Origin of the sequence: Archangium lansingense, assembly GCF_026626635.1 — a bacterium.
Classification (GTDB): Bacteria; Myxococcota; Myxococcia; order Myxococcales; family Myxococcaceae; genus Archangium; species Archangium lansingense.
This window is the reverse complement of record NZ_JAPNKA010000001.1, coordinates 5,079,895-5,100,487: the sequence shown is the minus strand read 5'-3', so window position 1 is coordinate 5,100,487 and position 20,593 is coordinate 5,079,895. Positions and strand designations below refer to the sequence as shown.

The window sequence follows — 20,593 nt, the reverse complement described above, 5'->3', positions numbered from 1 at the left end:
ACATGCCGGCGACTCACCGGCATGCCCATGGCCCTCCGCTCCGGGTCGGTAGGTCGCCATGCCGCCTTCCTCCCAGCCCCGCTCATCCCTGACCCGGTCCACGCTCCTCCCCAGGGGCGTGGGCATCGCGGTCATCGTGCGGACAACGCTGTTCGGCGACCTGCACCGGTCTACGGCCCAGGAGACTGCATGAGCCAATGCGCAAGCAAGAAGCGGGTCCTCGTCATCGATGATTCCGAGGCCATCCACACGGACTTCCGCCGGATCCTCAACCCCGAGCAGCGCCGCGCGCGGGATGATCTCGATCTGCTGGAGGAGGCCCTCTTCGGCCCAACGCCCCCCCGTGCCCCAGCCGCCCCCGATCCGGAGTTCGAGGTGGACTCCGCATTCCAGGGACAGGAAGGTGTCACCAAGGTGCGCGAGGCCCTGACGTCTGGCCGTCCCTACGCGTTGGTGTTCCTGGACTACCGGATGCCTCCCGGGTGGAACGGCGCCGAGACGCTCCGGCGCATGCGCGTGGTGGCGCCCGCGCTGCGCGTGGTGCTCTGCTCGGCCTACTCCGACTATTCCTGGGAGGAGCTGCTCCAGGAGTTCAGCGATCTCCAGCTGCTGAAGGAGCTGAGGAAGCCCTTCAATGGCCAAGAGGTGCGCCAGCTCGCGCTCTCCCTCACCGGGCCACAGGACACTCCTCCCGCTCCAGCCTGAGTCCGCTCGACAGGTCGCCATCTGGGAGAGGGCTAGGGTGAGGGTCTTCCCCTCGCTTCCTGAAAACCCTCACCCCCCGCCCTCTCCCAAAGGGAGAGGGAGCATGCGGAACCCTAGCGTACCGGCGTGAGCCAGTAGCGCTGACGCTGGAAGGGATAGGTCGGCAGGTCGGCCCGGCTCCGCTTGTAGGGTGCATCGAAGGCGGCCCAGTCCACCCCCACCCCCTTCACGTACAGCGTCCCCAGCGCCTTCAGCGACCGCGGCCACTCCGCTTCGACGGGGCTCAGGTGAAGGCTCTCGGCGCCCTCGGCCGTGCCCAGTTCCCTGCGCCCCAGCGGCACCTTGCCCACCGCCAGCCGCAACCCCTCCTCCAGGCCGAGCACTCCCGAGTCCACCGCCGCCACGTACTCACCTACGCCCTGTCCCACGGACACACGAGGCACCACGCCCCAGGCCCGCCACATCCGCGAGAGCGCCCACTCCAGCGCGAACACCACCGCCCTGCCATACGTCTCCTCCTTCAGCAGCGCGGCTCCAGCACCGTACAACACCTCCACCAGCGGCTTCTCCAGCACGCCCTTCAGGGCCGACGCGCACTGCTCCAGCGCCTCGCGGAAGGCGGGCTGCGTCTCGTACAACCCCCGGCCCATGCCCGCGGGCCAGGCCCCTTCTCCACCGAAGACAAACGCTACCCTCGGTGCGGCTGTAACCGGGCGGCCCGTCACCAGGCCCTCCAGTTCACGCCCCGCCTCCGCCGCCAGGAGTCGCTCGCGCACCTGCGAGGCCTTGCCGCCCACCACCGCAAGGCGATGCTCGAAGTGTGCGCGCCCTGCCGCTGCCGTGAAGCACACGTCGCCCAGCTCCGCGCGGCCGTCCGCCAGGAGACGGGCGTAACGGCCCGCCTGCGCACGCAGCGCCTCCTCGCTCCGCGCCGACAACACCAGCACGTGCTCCGGCCTCTCCACCTCTCGCTTCACCTCCGGCCTCGCGGGCGCTTCCTCCAACACCACGTGCGCCAGGGTCCCGGTCCGTCCGTACGAGGTCACCCCCGCGATACGCCGGCCCTGCGTCGGATCCCACGCCGTCAGCTCCACCGGCACCTTCACACCCATCGACTTCCAGTCGATGTGCGGGTTGGGATTCTTCAGGTGCAGGTGCGCCGGCAACTGCCTGGCCTGCATCGCCAGCACCACCTTCATCATCCCCACCACCCCCGAGGCCGCCTCCGGATAGCCGATGTTCGTCTTCACCGAGCCCATCCACAGCGACTCGCCACCCTGGCGCCCCTCCTTCAGCACCGACCACATCGCCTCTGCCTCGATGGGGTCCCCCATCGCCGTCCCCGTGCCGTGCGCTTCCAGGTAGCTCACCTCGGCGGGCTGTACCCCCGCGCCCTGCAGCGCCTGACGGATGACCGCCTGTTGCGCCACGCCATTCGGCACCGTGAACGAGCTGCTCGGACCGTCATGCCCCACCGCCGAGCCCCGGATGACCGCGAGGATATTGGCTCCCCGCGCCCGTGCATCCGACAGCCGCTCGAGCACCAACACGCCACAGGCCTCGGCGCGACTGTAGCCATCCGCGGAGGCATCGAAGGTCTTGCACCTTCCGTCCGGCGCCAGCGCCCCGCTGCACGAGAGATAGACACTCGCCTCCGGCGAGAGGATGAGGTTCACCCCCGCCGCCAGCGCCATCGTGCACTCGCCGTTCCTCAGGCTCTGGCAGGCCAGGTGCACCCCCACCAGCGACGATGCACACGCCGTGTCCACCACCAGGCTCGGACCCTGGAAGCCGAACAGATACGACAGCCTCCCGGGGATGGCGCAGTTGGCTCGCGCGCCGATGAAGTAGGGATCGATCGCCGCCAGCCCGCCCTCGTTCAGCGCGAGCTGCCCGTAGTCGTTGTTCATCACCCCCACGAACACCCCCACCCGATCCCTCCGGGTGCGATCCACCGCGTGCCCGGCCCGCTCCAACGCCTCCCAGGCCACCTCCAGCACCAGCCGCTGCTGCGGATCCATGCTCTCCGCTTCTCGCTGAGAGATGCCGAAGAACCCCGCGTCGAACCGGTCCACTTCCTTCAGGAAGCCACCGCGACGGGTGCGGATCTTCCCCTTCGCCTGCGGGTCGGGGTCATACAGGGCCTCGGCGTCCCAGCGATCCGGCGGAAGGTCGCTGGTGGCGTCCACGCCCTTCACCATCAGCTCCCAGAAGTCCTCCGGGCCCTCCACGCCTCCCGGCAGCCGGCAGGCCATCCCGACGATGGCGATCGGCTCACGGCGCGAAGCCTCGGCCTGCTCCAGCCGCGCCTCCAGCTTGCGAATCTTCACCAGTTGCTGCTGCAGCAGCTGGCGATAGTTGATCTCCTCGGACATGTCCGGCCCTCACGAATCCTTGGCGAGATCCTCGGCCACCAGCCGCGCCAGCTCAGCATCAGACAGCGCGTCGAGCGACTGCTCGAGTCCACCCTCGGGCTGGCGCTCGGGAGCAGGCTTTGGCTCCGGCGCATTCCCCCGTGTCTCCTGGGTGTCGAGCTTCAGCACCTCGTCCAGCAGGTGCCGTACGAGGAAGTCGATGGTGGGGTGATCCAGCGCCACCGTCGCGGGAACGGACACGCCAAGCCCCTTCTGCAGCACGTTGCGCAGCTCGATGGCCATCAGCGAGTCCATGCCGAGCTCGGCGAAGCCTTGGCGCCAATCGAGCTGCGACGGGTCCAGCCGCAGGATGCTCGCGACCGACTCCTGGAGGCTGCTCGCCAGCACCTGCGGGCGCTCGTGGGGCAGAGCCGTCTTGAGCCGCTCCACGAGCGTGTGGCGCGGCTGAGAGGACGCCCCGGCCGCATTCGGCCCGGCGGAGCGGGACGGTGCCAGGGACTCGTAGAAGGACGAGCGACCCTTGGCCCCGAGCGCCTCCAGGTACACCGGCCACTGGACGGACATGAGGGCCACCTGGGGACGGCCGCTCGAGAGCGCCTCGCCGAACAGAGCGAGAGCCTGCCGCGTCGCGAGGGGCCGGATGCCCCGGCGTTCGAGCGCACGCGCCAGGCTCCCATCCGGTGCGCCCACCATGCCCGTCTCCGCCCACGGGCCCCAGTCGAGCGACTGCGCCACCAACCCGCGAGCACGCCGCTCGTGGGCAAGCGCGTCCAGGAAGGTATTCGCCGCGGCGTAGTTGGCCTGGCCCGGCGAGCCGAGCATCGCGGAGGCCGAGGAGAAGAGGACGAAGAAGTCCAGCGGCCGGCCCTCGGAGAGGCGGTGCAGATTCCACGCTCCCGCCACCTTCGGCGTCATCACGCGCTCGAAGCGCTCGAGGTCCTGCTGCAGGAGCGCCCCGTCATCGAGCACACCCGCCGAGTGGATGATGCCGCGCAGGGGCGGCGAGCCTGCGTCGATGCGCTGAAGCAGCCGCGCCACCTCCTCCTCGCTGGACACATCCACGGAGGCAACGGTGACATGGGCTCCCGCCTGTTCGAGTGCACGCACCACCTCGGAAGCCGAGGCCGAAGGCGCACGGCGCCCCACCAGCACCAGGTGACGCGCGCCCTGCTCCACCATCCACCGCGCCACCTCCAGGCCCAGCCCGCCGAGTCCTCCCGTGAGGAGGTAGGTGGCATCCGCCCGGAGCGCGATGGAGCCGCTCCGCGAGCCCGTGTCCTTGCGCAGCACCGGGTACAGACGCACGCCTTCGCGGAAGGCGATCTCCCGCTCGGAAGCACCGCTGCCGATTCCCAGCTCGGCGTACAGGAGCCGGAGGCTGCCCTCGAGATCCTCAGGGTCCAGGTCCACACGGGTGCAGCGCAGCTCCGGGTGCTCCAGGTCCACCACCCGGCCGAGTCCCCACAGCGGCGCCTGCGCGAGCGCGAGGCCCGGGCGCGTGTCCTTCACGGCCTGAGCGCCCCGGGTGACGAGCCACACGGGGGGTGCCTCGTCGCGGCCCGCCAGCCCCTTCAGGAGGTGCAAGGCTCCACCGCTCGCCTCCAACGCGGCCCGCTGCACCGACTCCGCGGAGGCGTCGTCCGGGGCCCGCTGGTCCAGTCCCCACAGGTACACCACGCCCGCGCAACTCGCTGGCAGGAGCGTCTCGATGGACACACGCGCGAAGCCCTCCGGACGCACGCGCAGCACGGGTGCACCGTGCTCCTCCAACATACGTCCGAGCCGCTCGCCCACGCCCTGGGCATCCATCAGCAGCACCCAGGGCCGCTTGTCCGCCGGGAGGGCCGGAGCGGGCCGGAGCTCGGGCCCGGGCTTCCAGGAGACCTCGTAGCGAGCCTCCTCCCGCCGCGCATGCGTGCTGAGACGTACGGCCTCGCGGTTCGCCATCCGAGCCCGGAAGCCGATGACCTCCGCCACCAGTCCCTGCTCGTCGATGATGCGCAGGTCACCCCCGATGGGCTCCCCCGCCTCAATCTGCCCGCCTCGCTCGATTCGGGCATGGCACCACACCGTCCCCCGCGGCCTGCGGTACACGGTGAAGCGCGAGACGCTGAAGGGGATGAGCATCGCGTCGGGATGCCGCGCCTGGAGCTCCAGCGTCCAGCTCGTGAGGGCCTGGAAGCACGAGTCCACGAAGCCCGGGTAGAGCGGGTAGTCCTCCAGCCTGTCCGGCAGCGGAGGCAGCCGCATCTCTCCGAGGATCTCATCACCCGCCCGAGCGACCGAGCGGATCCACTGGTAACCCGAGCCCAGCGTGTAGCCCTTCTCGCTCATGCCTCGGTAGAGGTCTTCTCCCGAGATGCGCTCCTGGCAGCGGGCCAGCAACTCCTCACGCGAGGCCCACGGCTTCGGCTGCTCCGCCTGGCCCAGGCGCACACCACCGCTGGCGTGCAGCACCCAGGTCTCCGCGCCGCCAGCGTCGCCCAGCGACTTCACCTCGAATGCATGGCCCTGCTGCTGGGGCGAGAGGATGACCTGCAGCGTGCGCTCCTCATCCTCCGCGAGCACCAAGGCCTGGGGGAAGGCCAGGTCCTCCAGGGTGCACGCGGGCGAGCCGTAGATGTCCTCGATGACCGACAGCACCAGCGACACGTGCGAGGATCCCGCCGCCACGAGCGTCCCGTTGAGGCGGTGGTCATTGAGATGCGCCGGACGCGAGGGGCCGTAGCTCGTCTCGTACACGAGCGCATCGAGCGCCGGAGAGCGCAGCCGGTGGCCGAAGTGCGGAATGCTCTCCGTCTCGCGCCGGGGTGCGAGGGCCGTCCGAGGCGCCGCGCCCTTCCACCAGTAGCGCTGGCGCTGGAAGGGATAGGTGGGCAGCGACACCCGGCGCCGCGCGTAGGGAGCATCGAAGGAGGCCCAATCCACCTCCACGCCCTTCACGTACAGCCACCCCAGCGTCTTCAACAGCCGCGGCCACTCCGCTTCGCCCAGGTTCAGGAGGATGGCGTCGGCATCCTCGGCCGACTTCGGGAGCGCCAGCGGCACCTTGCCCACCACCAGCCGCAACCCCTCCTCCAGGATGAGTTGACCGGACTCCACCGCGGCCACGTACTCGCCCAGGCCCAGCCCCACGACGCCCTGAGGCACCACGCCCCAGGCCCTCCACATGCGCGCGAGCGACCACTCCAGCGCGAACACCGCCGCCCGGAGGTACGTCCCCTCCTTCAGCAGCACGGACTCCGAGCCGTACAGCACCTGCACCAGCGGCTTCTCCAACACGCCCTTCAGGGCCGCCGCGCACTGCTCCAGGGCCTCGCGGAAGATGGGCTGCGTCTCGTACAGCTCCCGGCCCAGGGTCGGGTACCGCTCGGCCTCACCGCTGAAGACGAAGACCACCTTCGGCGACGGACCCACCACCCGCCCGGACACCACGCCTTCCACCTCGCGACCCGCCTCCACCGCGGACAACAGCTCGCGCAGCTTCTGGGCGCTGCCTCCCACCATTGCCAGCCGGTGCTCGAAGTGCGCGCGGCCCGCCGCCGCCGTGAAGCACACGTCTCCCAGCTCCGTGCCACTCTCCGCCAGCGCCTGGGCATAACGGCCCGCCTGCGCGCGCAGGGCCTCCGCGCTCCGCGCCGATAGCACCAGTACGTGCTCCGGTCTCTCTACCTCCCGCGTCCGCACGGGAAGCGGCGGCGCCTCCTCCAGCACCACGTGGGCGTTCGTCCCGCTGAAACCGAAGGAGCTCACTCCCGCGATGCGCCGGCCCTGCGTCGGCTCCCACGCCGTCAGCTCCACCGGCACCTTCACGCCCATCGCCTTCCAGTCGATGTGCGGATTGGGCTTCTTCAGGTGCAGGTGTGCCGGGAGCTGCCGGTGCTGCATCGCCAGCACCACCTTCATGATGCCCGCCACGCCCGCCGCGGACTCCAGGTGGCCCAGGTTCGTCTTCACCGAGCCCATCCACAGCGACTCGCCGCCCTGGCGCCCCTCCTTCAGCACCGACCACATCGCCTCCGCCTCGATGGGGTCTCCCAGCGACGTCCCCGTGCCGTGCGCCTCCAGGTAGCTCACCTCGGTGGGCTGCACTCCCGCGCTCCCGAGCGCCTGACGGATGACCGCCTGCTGCGCCAGTCCGTTCGGCACCGTGAGGCCGCTGCTCGCGCCGTCCTGGTTCACCGCCGAGCCACGGATGACCGCGAGGATGTTGTCCCCCTTGGCCCGAGCCTCCGACAGGCGCTTGAGCACCAGCACGCCAGCGCCCTCGGCCCGAGCGAAGCCATTCGCCGAGGCGTCGAACGTCTTGCACCGTCCGTCCGCCGCGAGCATCCGCGCCTTGCACACCGCCATCATCGGCTCGGGCGAGAGGATGAGGTTCACTCCCGCCGCCAGGGCCATGGAGGACTCACCGGAGCGCAGGCTCTGGCAGGCCAGGTGCAGCGCCGTCAGCGAGGACGAGCACGCCGTGTCCACCGCCATGCTCGGGCCCTGCAAGCCGAGCGTGTACGAGAGGCGTCCCGCCACCACGTTCAGCGAGGTGCCCGAGGCGTACCACGCGTCCACGTCCTCCGGTGGCCCCTGGAGGATGACGCGCGAGTAGTCCGCCGTGGTGATGCCCACGAAGACGCCTGTGCGCGTGTTGCGCAGCGCGCGCGCGTCCTGGCCGGCCCGCTCCAGCGCCTCCCAGGCCACCTCCAGCACCAGCCGCTGCTGAGGGTCCATGCTCTCCGCCTCGCGCGGAGAGATGCCGAAGAACTGCGGCTCGAACCGGTCCACCTCTCGCAGGAAGCCTCCGGCGCGCACGTACATCTTCCCCGGCGCTTCCGGGTCCGCGTCGTACCAGGCGTCCACGTCCCAGCGGTCCGCCGGAATCTCCGAGATGGCGTCCGAGCCCTCGCGCAGGAGCCGCCAGAAAGCCTCCGGCGTGTCCGCGCCTCCGGGCAACCGGCACGCCATGCCGACGATGGCGATGGGCTCGTCCGAGGCGGCCGGTGCGGGAGCCTCGGGCTCGGCGGTGGTGCGTGGTGCCTCCGACTCGAGCTGCGAGGAGAGATGCTCCGTGAGCGCCTGCACGCTCGGGAAGTTGAAGGCCAGGGTCGCCGGCAGCGGGAGGCCCAGTGACGTCTGCAGCCGGTCCTTCAGCTCCACCGCCATGATGGAGTCCAACCCCATCTCGTTGAAGCCGCGCTCGGCATCCAGGGACTGGCCAGGTTGCAGACCGAGGATGCGCGACACGGACTCCCGCACCAGCTTGCCCAGGGCCTCGCGCCGCGCCGTGGCCGTGGGGGCCTCGCGCCAGGGAGCCGGAGCGGAAGACTTCGCCGCCGGAATCTCCCGGGGCTGGGCAGAAACCCCGGTGCGGAGCCGCTCCAGCAGGGGCCGAGGGCCACGCGCCTCGAAGATGGGAAGGAAGCGCTCCCAGCGGACGCTGGCCACCATGGCCTGCGGGACGCGAGCACCTACGAGCCGCTCCATCCAGCCCAGCGCGGCCTCTCGTTCGAGCGGCTCCACGCCCAGGTTCTCCAGCCAGTGTCCCTGCTCGGCGGTAGCCACGCCCCGGCCGCTCCAGAGGCCCCAGTTGATGCTCGATGCCACCAGCCCCTGCGCCTGCCGGTGCGCCGCGAGCACATCCAGGAAGGTGTTGGCCGCGGAGTAGTGCCCCATTCCCGCCGAGCCCCACACCGCCGCGATGGACGAGTAGAGGACGAAGAAGTCCAGCGGCTCGTCGCGCGTCAACGTGTGGAGGTTCCAGGCACCATCCACCTTCGGCGCCAGCACGCGGTCGAGCGCCTCCGCGTCCATGTCCCGCACCTTCACGGTCGAGGACACGACTGCCGCGTGGACAACGCCCCGCAGCGGGGGCATCGAGGCGCGCATCCGCTCCAGCAGGGCCGCCATGTCGTCACGACGGGCCACGTCCGCCTGAGCCAGCAGCACCTTGGCGCCCGAGGCCTCCAGCTCACGCACCTCGGAGATCCGCTCGGCCTGCTCACCCCCCTGGGCCAGGAGCGACTCCCACTGCGAGCGCTCGGGGAAGGCCCGACGCGAGGTGAGCACGAGATGCCGGGCACCCCGGCGCACCAACCAACGCGCCAGCTCAAAACCAAGCGCTCCCTGACCTCCCGCGATGAGGTACGAGGCCTCCGCGTGGACCGGCACGGGTCGCGACTCCGGGGCCTCGCGCTCCACCAGACGCGCCACGTACCGCTGGCCGCCCCGCAGCGCCACCTGGTCCTCGCCATCCGCCGCACTCAGCTCCTCCCAGAGCTGCCGCGCGCCGTCCTCGGGGCCCAGGTCAATCAACCCACCCCAGCGGCCCGGGCTCTCCTGCGCCACGCTCCGCCCGAGTCCCCACAGCGGTGCCTGAGCGGGCTCCAGCTTCGCCCCACCCGAGCCCGCGGCCTGGGCGCCCCGGGTCACCAGCCACAGCCGTCCACCCTGCGACTCCGGCACTCCCTCCAGCACGCGCAGCAGAGAAGCCACGCCGAGGCAGGCCTCGCGGAGGCCAGGGCCTTCCACGCTCGTCACATCCAGGCCGCCCAGGTACACCACGCCCGCGCAGGGAGTGCCCGAGGAGAAGCGCTCGCGCCACACCCGCTCCAGGGCCGTGGCATCACTCGCGTTCACCTTCACGCAGGCGCCGCCCTGGGCCTCCAGGTGCGTGGCGAGCTGCTCGCCCACCCCGCCGCGATCGCACAGCAGCAGCCAGGTACCGCTCGCAGGTGTGGAGGCCGATGCCGAGCGCGCCGCGGACTGCCACTCCAGCCCGTACAGCTCGCCCTTCGCCTGCCTCGAGGCGTCCGTGTCGGAGTCCTGGCCCGGCTCGGGCTGAGCGGACTTCCCAGCGGAAGACACCTCCGGAATGGCCCAGTACCGCTGGCGCTGCCAGGCGTAGCGCGGCAACACCAGATTGCGGCGCGAGGGCTCGGGGTCCACCTTGCACCAGTCCAGCGCGAAGCCTCTGACGAACAGGCGGCCTAGAACGCCCAGCAGTTGCTCCGCGTCGTCCTTGCCCTTGCGCAGCGAGGGGAGCCACTCGGGCCCATCGCCCAGGCACGCCTTGCCGAGCCCCAGCAGCGTGGTGTGCGGGCCCACCTCCACATAGGTGTCGATGCCCAGCCCGCGCAGGGACTCCATGCCCTCCTGGAAGCGCACGGCCTCGCGCGCGTGGCGGCGCCAGTAGCCCTGAGCACCCAGCTCGTTGGGACCCACCGGCCGGCCGGTCACGTTGGAGACGAGCAGCAGCTTCCCGGGCGCTCGCGCCATCCGTGCCGCCATTGTCTCCAGCGCCTCGAGCATCGGCTCCACCAGCGGCGAGTGGAAGGCATGCGAGACGTTGAGCTTGCGCGTCGCGATGCCCTGGGCCTCCAGCTCCGAGGTGATGCGCTCCATCGCCTCGGCCGCACCGGACAGGGAGAGCTGACCCGGTCCGTTGTACGCGGCAATGGACACGCGGTCCTGGTACGGCGCGAGCATCGGCGCCACCTGAGCCTCCGTGGCGAACACCATGGACATGACGCCGCCCGGGGGCAGCGCCTGCATGAGCCTGCCGCGCTCGGCGATGAGCTCCAGCGCATCCTCCATCGTGAGGATGCCAGCCACGCACGCGGCGGCGAACTCGCCCACGCTGTGCCCCATCACCGCATCCGGCACCACGCCCCACGAGCGCCACTGCTCCGCGAGCGCGTACTGCAGGGCGAACATCGCCGGCTGGCTGTAGGCCGTCTGGTCAATGGGCGACGAGGCTCCGTCCTTCGGGTAGAGCACCGACAGCAGATCCATCCTCGGCTTCAGCCGCGCGGCGCAGCGGTCCAGCGCATCGCGGAAGACGTCGGAGGTGTCGTAGAGCCTCCGGCCCATGCCGGCGAACTGCGCTCCCTGGCCGGTGAAGAGGAAGGCCACCTTGGGCGGGCTGTGTCCCGCGTTGCCCTGGGCCACCTGCTCCGGCTTCGTGCCCGAGGCGAATGCCGACAGGCTCGTGACCAGCGCCTGCGTCGAGCCTCCCACCACAGACAGCCGGTGAGGCATGCGCGTGCGAGTGGTGTTGAGGGTGAAGCACACGTCCGCCGCATCCAGCTCCGGGTGGGCGGCGAGGTGCTCGGCCTGGCGGCGGGCATGAGCCACCAGCGCCTCCTCACCACGGGCCGAGAGCGTCAGCAGGTGCGTGGGACGAGGAACGGGCGTCCGCGCAGGGGCAGCCGGAAGCGGCGCCTCCTCCAGGATGATGTGCGCGTTCGTCCCGCTCATGCCGAACGCACTCACGCCGGCCAGCCGGGGCACCGCCGCGCGCTTCCACGGCTGAAGCTCGGTGGGGACGAAGAAGGGAGTTCCTTCCAGCCGGATGCGCGGGTTGAGCCGGCTGAAGTTCAGGTGCTTGGGAATGGCTTCGTGCTGGAGCGCCAGCACCGTCTTCATGAGGCCGGCGATGCCCGCCGCAGCCTCCAGGTGGCCCATGTTCGTCTTCACAGAACCGAGCGCGCATCGCGAGCCGTCCGGCCTCGGCCTGCCCAGCACGTCGACGAGCGCCTCGATCTCGATCGGGTCTCCGAGCGGCGTGCCAGTGCCGTGCGCTTCGATATACCCGAGGGCCGAGGGCTCCACCTTCGCGCTCGCCAGCGCCTGCCGCAGCAGGGCCTGCTGCGCGAGCATGTTCGGCGCGGTGAGTCCCTGTGAGCGCCCATCCTGGTTGACGGCCGAGCCGCGGATGATCGCGAGAATGGTGTCGCCCTGGGCCTGCGCGTCCGACAGCCGCTTGAGCACGACGAGGCCGCAGCCCTCGCCGCGCACGAAGCCGTTGGCGCGAGCGTCGAAGGCACTACACCGACCATTCGGAGAGAGCGCCTGCATACGCAGGAGCGTCTCCGTGACGGACGGATCCAACACGAGGTTCACGCCGCCCGCGAGCGCCACGGAGCACTCGCCGCTGCGTAGGCTCTGGCAAGCCAGGTGGATCGCCACCAGCGAGGACGAGCACGCCGTGTCCACCGCGAGGCTCGGCCCCTGCAACCCGAGCGTGTACGAGACGCGCCCGGGCGGGAAACAGTGGCCGTTGCCGGTGCCGTAGTAGGCGTCAATGCGCTCCGGCTCGGAGGGCAGCAGCCGGTAGTAGTCGTCACCGGTGAGCCCCACGAAGACGCCCGTGGACGTCTCCACCAGCCGCTCCGAATCCTGCCCCGCGTGCTCCAGCGCCTCCCAGGCCACCTCCAGCAGCAGGCGCTGGCGGGGATCCATGCTGGAGGCCTCGCGCGGAGAGATGCCGAAGAAGTCCGCGTCGAAGCCGCTCACGTCCTCGAGGTAGCCGGCCCAGCGCGGCGCTCCCGAGTCTCCTCCGACACGACGTGAAGCGGGCTCGCGGCGGACGGCATCTCGCCCGGCCGCCAGCAGCTCCCAGTAGGCCTCCGGCGTGTCCGCACCACCCGGGAAGCGGCACCCCATCCCGATGATGGCGATGGGCTCGGTGCGGGCCCGCTCGAGCGCGTCGATGCGGGCCTGCATCTTCTGCATCGCCATCACCGCGCGCGTCAGGCGCTGCTTGAGCTCGTCCTTCACATCGTCGGTCACTTCGCGTCCTCCCAGCCCGCCAGCACGTCGTCCACCATCTCGAGCAGCTTGCCTTCCGACAGCTCGGCGAGCTGGTGGGCCTCGGGCTCCGCGGGTGCGGAGGGCCGGTTCATCATGAGCACCTGCTCCACCGGGGCCGAGGGAGGCGGTGCGTCGTTCTGCTTGGGCGGCGTGAGTCCGAGCTGCTCCAGCAGGTACACCGCCAGTGCCGCCAGGGTGGAGTGCGCCCACAGCAGCGTCACCGACAGCTTCAGGTCCAGCGCGGCCTCGATGCGGTTGCGCAGCTCCAGGCTCATCAGCGAGTCGAGCCCCAGGCCGCGGAACGGCTCGTGCCGCCCCACGCGCGAGGGATCGATGCGCAGCACCTGGGCGAGCCGGTCACGCAGGTAGTTCTCCAGCACGCCCGTCCGCTCGTGCGAGGCGGCCCGCCGCAGATCCACCAGGAAGCCGGACCGTCCGCGGCCCTCACCATGGTTCTCCGCGGCCAGCTCTTCCCAGACGCGCAGCGACGCCGCGCTCGGGAAGAACTCCAGCCACTGACGCACATCGAGCGCCACCGCGCCCACGTGCACCGCGCCCTCCGCCAGCAGGCGCTCGAGCAACTGCGCACCCTGGCGTGGAGTGAAGCTCGCCATGCCCTGGCCCGCCAAGCGCTCGCCACGGTTGGAGTGCGCAGCGGCCAGGCCCACCTCGGAGAAGGGACCCCAGTTCACGCTCAGCGCCGCCAGGCCCTGCTGACGCCTGTGGTGTGCCAGCGCATCCATGGCCGCGTTCGCCGCCGCGTAGTTGCCCTGGCCCGGCAGCCCCAACAGCCCGGACATGGACGAGTAGAGGACGAAGAAGTCCAGCGGCTCGTCCAGGGTGAGCATGTGCAGGTTCCAGGCGCCCTGGATCTTCGGTGCCATCACCGTGCGGAAGCGCGCCGGCTCCTGCTGCTCCAGGGTGCCGTCATCGAGCACGCCCGCGCAGTGCAGCACGCCCCGGAGCTGGGGCATGTTCGCCCGCGCAAGCGCCACGGCCTCGGACAGGCGCCGGGCATCCGCCACGTCCACCCGGGCCACCTCCACGTGTGCCCCCTCGGCCCGCAGCGACGCAATCTCCTTCTGGACGGCATCGGAGGGAGTGCCACGACCCAGGAGCAGCAGGTGACGCGCGCCATGCCCCACCAGCCAGTGGGCCGCCTCCAGGCCAAGGCCACCGAGGCCACCGGTGATGAGGTACGTCGCGTCCTCGCGCACCCGGAAGCCCGGCCGCGGCGGAACAACGCGCAGCGCCGGATCCTCCATGGTGACCACCAGCTTGCCCACGTGCTGGCCCTGCGCCATCTCTCGGAAGGCCTCGGAGGCCTGCGACACGGGGAACGCACGGTGGCGCACGGGCCGCAGCGTGCCCGAGGCCATCTGCTCCACCACCTCGTGCAGCAGCCGCGAGCACAGCGCCGGACGCTGCTCCCGCAGTCCCACCAGATCGATGGCCGCGTAGATGAGGCGGCGGCTGAACTGCGACAGGTCCAACGCGCGTCCGGCGTGGATGTCGCGGTTGCCCACCTCCAGGAAGCGGCCATCCGGCGCCAGCACCTCCATGCTCCGGGTGATGGCATCGCCTGAGAGGGAGTTGAGCACCGCGTCCACACCCTCGCCGTTCGTTAGGCGCATCACCTCGTCGGCGAAGGCCAGCGTGCGCGAGTCCATCACGTGCTGGATGCCCAGCGAGCGCAGCAGATCGCGCTTCTCCGGCGTGCCCGCGGTGGCGAACACCTCCACCCCCAGGGCCTGGGCGATCTGCACCGCCGCGAGCCCCAGTCCACCCGCGGCCGAGTGGATGAGGACGCGCTCGCCCTTCTGCAGCCGGGCCAGGTGGTGCAGCGCGTACCAGGCCGTCATGAAGACGCTCGGGATGGAGCTGGCCTCCGCCGCGCTCATTCCCTGGGGGCGGCGCACGGCGAAGCGCGCATCCGTGACGACGTGCGAGGCCATCGCCGAAGGCGTGAACGCCACCACCTCGTCCCCGACCTTCAGGTCCGTCACTCCCTCGCCTACCGACACCACGCGGCCGGCGCAGTCGAGCCCCAGCGGCAGGCCCTCCAGCGGCACCCCGGGAGCGCCGCCCTTGCCCTTGATGACGTAGAGGCCCATGGTCTTCATCACGTCGATGAAGTTGAGGGCCGAGGCCTCGACGGCGATCTCCACCTCACCCTTGCCAGGCTTGCGCCGCTCGGCCATGCGCACCGACACGCCGCCGAAGGAACCCGCCGGAGGCGTCTCCACCTGGAAGGGCCGACCCGCCGCGGGCAGCAGCGGCTCCATCATCAGCTCCTTCGCACCCGAGCGCCGGACGAGCCGCGCCACGAAGCGCCCCCCCGCCCGCAGGGCCACCTGCTCATCTTCCGCCCGCGCGGCCAGCTCGCGGCCCAGCGCCTCCACATCCACCAGGGGCGAGGAGGGATCCAGGTCCACGCACGTGCAGTGCAGCTCCGGGTGCTCGTGCCCCACCGCACGGCCGAGTCCCCAGAGCGCCGCCTGGAGCGCACCCGTCGCGGGCGAGCCCAGCACCGGGTAGGCGCCTCGCGTCACCAGCCACAGGCGCGGAGGATCTCTCCACCCCAGCCGCAGCACCTCCTGGACGATGCGCAGCGCACCGCCGCAGGCCCGCACCGCCTCGTCGATGGCGCGCTCACCCGGCACATCCGGAGCCGGCATGTCCAGGCCCCACAGGTAGGCCACGCCCGCGCAGGCGCCACCGGACGGAAGGCACTGCTGCAGCATCGCGCGCAGATCCTCGCGCGAGCCGGGCGTCACCGCGAAGTGACGGGCCCCCAGCTTGCGCAGGCCCGAGCCCGCCTCCACGCGGATGCAGGCGCCACCCCACGACTCCAGCATGTCCGCGAGCGAGGCGCCTACGCCGGTCGCATCCTGGAAGATGAGCCAGGGAGCCTTGTCCGAGCCTGGCTCGAACACCGCGGGCAGGCCCATCCGGCGCCAGGCCAGCTCGAAGAGCGAGCGATCCTGCTCGGAGCGGGCGCGGCCGTAGCGCGTCGGCAGGGCGGACAGCTCCAGGCCCTCCACCTCCGCGAGCGGAATGCCCTGCCCATCGAGCAGGACGACATCACCCTCGAGGGGCGTGCCCTTGCGCCAGGACTCGGGGGGAGGCAGGCGCGCGTAGGCCCATTTGGGCGTGCCCTTGCGCAGCACCTCGAAGCGACGCAGGCGGACAGGGACGAAGGTGGTGTCCCCGGCGGGCAGCGCCTCCAGCAACACCTGAAGGGCCGCGTCGAGCACCGCGGGGTGGAGCTCGGCGGACGGCCCGAGCGACTCGGGCGCGGAGATGCGGCCCAAGGCCTCGCCGTCCCTGCGCCACACCTCCTTGACGCCCCGGAAGGTGGACCCGTACTGGAGCCCGCGCTGCTCCATGTCCAGGTAGTGAACCTCGGTGAGGCGGACCTCCTGGCATTGCCGCTGGACGTCCTCCAACAGCACGAAAGGCAGCGCACCGCGCCCGTTGGAGTCCGACGCGCGCACGCGCCCCTGGGCGTGCACCGTCCACATCTCCGCGCTGCTGCCGCCCGGCGTGGGGATGAAGCTGGACACCTTGAAGGAGATGGCGCCCGTGGAGCCTACGTCCACCAAGAGCTCAGCCCGGCGCGTGCCGTCACCGAGCAGCGCCAGGGCCTCGTTGATGCGCACGTCCTCGAGCGTCCACGGCCCAGGGCCGAGCGCCGACTGCACCGCCGTGGACACCCAGTCCAGGTACGCCGTGGTGGGCAGGATGATGGTGCCCTGCACCCGGTGGTCTCCCAGCCAGGGCAGATTCTGCGTGCCTACCTCCACGTCCCAGAAGAAGGCCCCGGGACGCAGCGAGGAGCGGCGCACCGTGCCCAGCAGCGACTGGTTGCGCTCCTCCCGAGCCACCTTCGGCACGGGGGAAGCGCCCGGCTGGAACCAGCAGTCCTGACGCTGCCAGGGGTAGTCCGGCATCCGCACCAGCCGGCCGCTCTCCGGGTGCAGCGCCTTCCACTCCACCTCGCGGCCCGCCGCGTAGAGGCCGCCGAGCGTCTCCAGCATCACCTCGCGCTCGGGCTGCTCGCGCCGCAGGGACGGCAGCACCGTGCCCTCCATGCGCAGGTGGGCGAGCGTCTGCTCGATGGAGGGCAGCAGCACCGGGTGCGGGCTCACCTCCACGAAGAGCGAGTGTCCGTCGTTGGCCAGCCGCTCCACCACCGGGGCCAGCAGCACGGGCTCGCGCAGGTTGCGCACCCAGTAGGCCGGCTCCAGGTCCGCGCCGTCCGTCACCTCGCCCGTCACCGTGGAGAACAGCGACACCTCGCCACGCCGGGGAGCCAGGCCCTCCAGTGCGCGCAGCAAGTCCTCGCGCAGCGGCTCCATCTGCGGGCTGTGCGAGGCCACGTCCACCTTCACCCGGCGGCAGAAGACGTCGCGCGCCTCCAGCTTCTCCAGCACCTGGGCCAGGGCATGCGGCTCGCCGGAGAGTACGGTGGAGCGGGGGCTGTTGCTGGCCGCCACGGACAGCCAGTCCTCCAGGCCGCGGATGGCCACGCGCGCCTCGTCCAGCGTGAGCTCCACCATCGCCATGCCGCCCTGGCCACTCACCCGGCGCAGCAGCAAGCTGCGGCGGCAGATGATGCGGGCGGCGTCCACCAGATCCAACGCCCCGGCCACGTGCGCCGCGGCCACCTCGCCCATGCTGTGGCCCACCACCATGTCGGGCACTACGCCCCAGGCGCGCCACAGCCGAGCCAGCGCCACCTGGATGGAGAAGAGCGCGGGCTGCACCTGATCGATGCGCTCCATCCACCCGGCGTTGTCCGAGGACAGCAGCTCCATGAGCGACCAGTCCACGAAGCGGCGCAGCGCGGCGTCACACTGCTCGAGCGCGGAGCGGAACACGGGCTCCTCGGCCATCAGCCGGCGCCCCATGCCGAGCCACTGCGAACCCTGGCCCGGGAAGACGAACACCACGGGCTGGTGGCGGCCATCCGCGAGACGGGTGACGGAGAGCCCCGGGCGGACCTCGCCGCGCAGGAAGGCCGTCAGGCCGTCACGAGCCTCGGCAGGGGTACGGGCCAGCAGCGCCAGGCGGTGGTTGAGGTGGCTGCGAGTGACAGACGCCGAGTAGCAGGCGTCATGCAGCGATAGCGGGTGCGTCTCCAGGCGGGAGATGACCCGGCGGGCGGCCTCCACGAGCGCCTCGGGCGTCTGCGCGGACAGGGGCAGCAGCTGCGTGCGTCCCGGCTCCCGGGCCGGCAGCTTCTCAGAGGGCACCGTGGCCACCGGCGTCTCCGGAGGAGGCAGGGCCTCCCAGCGCACCTGGACGCCCCGCACGTGCAGCGCGCCGAGCGCCTCCAGCAGGGCGGCCCGCGCCTCGTCACGCCGCAACGAGCCCACCACCACGCCCGTGCGACTGGCCTTGCGCAGCAACTGCTCCACCGGGCGACACAGCACCGGGTGCGGGCTGAGCTCCACGAAGGAGTCGACCCCCTCGGCCACCATCCGCTCCACGGCCTGGGCGAAGCGCACCGGCTGGCGCAGGGTGCGGCAGCGCGCATCCCCCATGCGACCATCCGGCCCTACCTCGCGCACCACGGTGGACACCCAGCGCATGCCCACCGTGCGCTCCCACAGCTTCTCCTGGGCCGCCTCCAGCTCGTCGCGCAGCGGCTCCCACTGTCGCAGGCGGCTCGCGCGGTACACCTTCCACACCGCGTCCGCGGCCTCCAGCCCTCCAGCGATACACGCAGCGGCCACCTCGCCCACGCCGTGCCCGACCACCACCTCGGGCTCCACGCCCCAGGCGCGCCACAGCGCCGCCAACCCCACCTGCACCGCCAGCGTCAGCGGCTCCGCGGCGTCCTCGTCCGACAGCACCCGCGCTTGCGGGTCCCTCAGCGCCTCCACCAGAGACCAGCCAGCCAGCGGCATGAAGGTGGTGTCCAGCGCCTCCAGCCGGGCGCGGAACACTGGCTCCGTGGCCAGCAGCTCACGGCCCATGGCGGGCCACTGCGAGCCCTGGGGCGCGCAGATGAAGGCCACGCGGGGCGGCTCACCGGGCTCCCCCGTGAGGAGGCCCGTGCGGCGCCTCCCCTGCCGGAAGGACTTCAGCAGCGTGACCAGCTCCGCACGCGTGCGGAAGGTGAAGGCCGCGCGGTGCCCTCCCCTCCCCGCGTACAGGGCCCAGGTGCGGCTCAAGTCGCGCACGCACACCGGCTCCTCTTCGTGCTGCAGCATGTCCTCCGCCTTCGCCGCCTGCGCCAGCAGCTCCGCCGCGCTGTCCGCCGCCAGAGGCAGCAGCTCCTCGCGGCCCACCGGAGACTCCTCCAGCACCACGTGCGCGTTGGTGCCGCCCCAGCCGAACGCACTCACTCCCGCCGTCGCGGGCTCGTCCTCGCTGGGCCACGGCATCACCCGCTGCGGCAGGCTCAGGCGCAGCTCGCCAAACGGAATGCGGGGGCTCGGATCGCCGTGCAGCATGTGCGGCGGCACCAGCCGGCGCGACAGCGAGAGCGCTACCTTGATGAGCCCGGCAATGCCCGCCGCGCCCTCCAGGTGGCCGATGTTCGCCTTGATCGAGCCGATGAGCAGCGGCCGGTCGATGGCCCTGCCCTCGCCGAGTGCGGCGCCCAGCGCGCTGGCCTCGGTGGGGTCTCCCAGCGCCGTGCCCGTGCCGTGCGTCTCCACGTAGTGCACGCGGTTGGTGGGCACGCCGGCGCGCGCATACGCCTCGCGCAGCAACGCCGCCTGTCCGGGCACGCTCGGCGCGGTGAGGCCGTTGCCGGTGCCGTTGTTGTTCACCGCGCTGCCGCGGATGATGCAGTAGATGCGCGCGCCCGACGCGAGCGCCGCCGACAGCGGCTGGAGCACCACCAGACCCGCGCCCTCACCACGCCCGAAGCCGTCCGCTCCCGCGGCGAACGCCTTGCTGCGCCCGTCCGGCGCCAGCCCGCCGAACTTGGACAGCAGCACGTTCGCCTCGGGCGAGAACATCAGGTTGACGCCGCCCACCAGCGCCAGCCGCGACTCTCCCGAGCGCAGGCTCTGGCAGGCCAGGTGCACCGCCACCAGCGAGGACGAGCACGCCGTGTCCACCGTGAGGCTCGGCCCCTTGAGGCCCAGGAAGTACGAGAGCCGGTTGGCCACGATGTTGAGCGACTGGCCCGTGGCGCTGTGCAGCGTCACCGCCGCGCGCTCGCTCAGGTGCCGGTCCGCGTAGTCGTGCCAGATGGCGCCCATGAACACGCCCGTGCGCGAGCCCTTCAGGCCCACCGCCGGCACGCCCGCGTCCTCCAGCGCCTCCCAGCACACCTCCAGCATCAGCCGCTGCTGTGGATCCATCTCCGCGGCCTCGCGCGGAGAGATGCCGAAGAAGAGCGGATCGAACCCGCTCACTCCGTCCAGGAAGTAGCCATGACGGGTGTTCGCCTTCCCCGGAACCTGCGGATCCGCGTCGTACCAGGTGCCATTGTCCCAGCGATCCTCGGGCACCTCCCGCAGCAGATCCTTCCGCTCACACAGCAACCGCCAGAAAGCTTCCGCATCCGGGGCGCCCGGGAAACGGCACGCGAGCCCTACCACCGCAATGGGCTCCGCCTCCCTTCCTGCCTGCGCGGCCCCCGACTCAGCTCCCCCTGACTCCTGCTCCGCCTTCGCGGCGGATCCGGCGCCTGGCCCCAGCTGGCTCTCGCTCTCCGTCATGGTGTTGCCTTCCTCTGTCCGTCAAAGGTCCACTGCGCTGTCGGCGACTGTCAACCGCGCGACTGTCAATGAATTGCGATCCTCACGGGTTTCGCTTGTTTTTGCGGTCCCGGCACGTTGGTTCCTCTCACGGATGCGACTCCCCCCTGTTTGCGTCTGAATGTCACTCGCAGAGAAATGCGAGGTCCTGACTCGACGAACCCCAAAATCGCATGTCTCACTTTGCGTGTGTAGCGGGTAAAG

Annotated in this window: 4 protein-coding genes; 1 reads left to right on the top strand and 3 read right to left on the bottom strand. The window is 71.3% G+C overall.

Translation table 11 applies throughout. The annotated features are described in order from the left end of the window. Positions 1 to 189 precede the first annotated feature (189 nt). The gene (locus tag OV287_RS20935) at positions 190 to 705 is read left to right on the top strand and encodes a response regulator (RefSeq protein WP_267535805.1); all 516 of its coding nucleotides are present in this window, start codon (positions 190 to 192) and stop codon (positions 703 to 705) included. Between the two features lie 113 nt (positions 706 to 818). On the opposite strand, the gene OV287_RS20930 is transcribed toward OV287_RS20935, so the two are convergent. Genes OV287_RS20930 through OV287_RS20920 form a run of 3 tightly spaced genes read right to left on the bottom strand, consistent with a single transcriptional unit; the run spans position 819 to position 20,350 of the window. Further along, entirely contained in the window at positions 819 to 3,080 is a 2,262-nt protein-coding gene (locus tag OV287_RS20930; protein WP_267535804.1) for a type I polyketide synthase, read from the bottom strand. Positions 3,081 to 3,089: 9 nt separating this feature from the next. Beyond that, positions 3,090 to 12,644 (bottom strand): type I polyketide synthase, encoded by a 9,555-nt coding sequence (locus tag OV287_RS20925; protein WP_267535803.1) that lies wholly within the window; start codon positions 12,642 to 12,644, stop codon positions 3,090 to 3,092. After that, positions 12,641 to 20,350 (bottom strand): type I polyketide synthase, encoded by a 7,710-nt coding sequence (locus tag OV287_RS20920; protein ID WP_267535802.1) that lies wholly within the window; start codon positions 20,348 to 20,350, stop codon positions 12,641 to 12,643. Before OV287_RS20920 ends, OV287_RS20925 begins: the two co-directional genes overlap by 4 nt. Positions 20,351 to 20,593 lie beyond the last annotated feature (243 nt).

Excerpts from the sequence above, each read along its gene's own strand:
- OV287_RS20930 (WP_267535804.1), bottom strand. The coding sequence starts at position 3,080 with ATGTCCGAGGAGATCAACTATCGCCAGCTGCTGCAGCAGCAACTGGTG.
- OV287_RS20935 (WP_267535805.1), top strand. The coding sequence starts at position 190 with ATGAGCCAATGCGCAAGCAAGAAGCGGGTCCTCGTCATCGATGATTCC.
- OV287_RS20920 (WP_267535802.1), bottom strand. The coding sequence starts at position 20,350 with ATGACGGAGAGCGAGAGCCAGCTGGGGCCAGGCGCCGGATCCGCCGCG.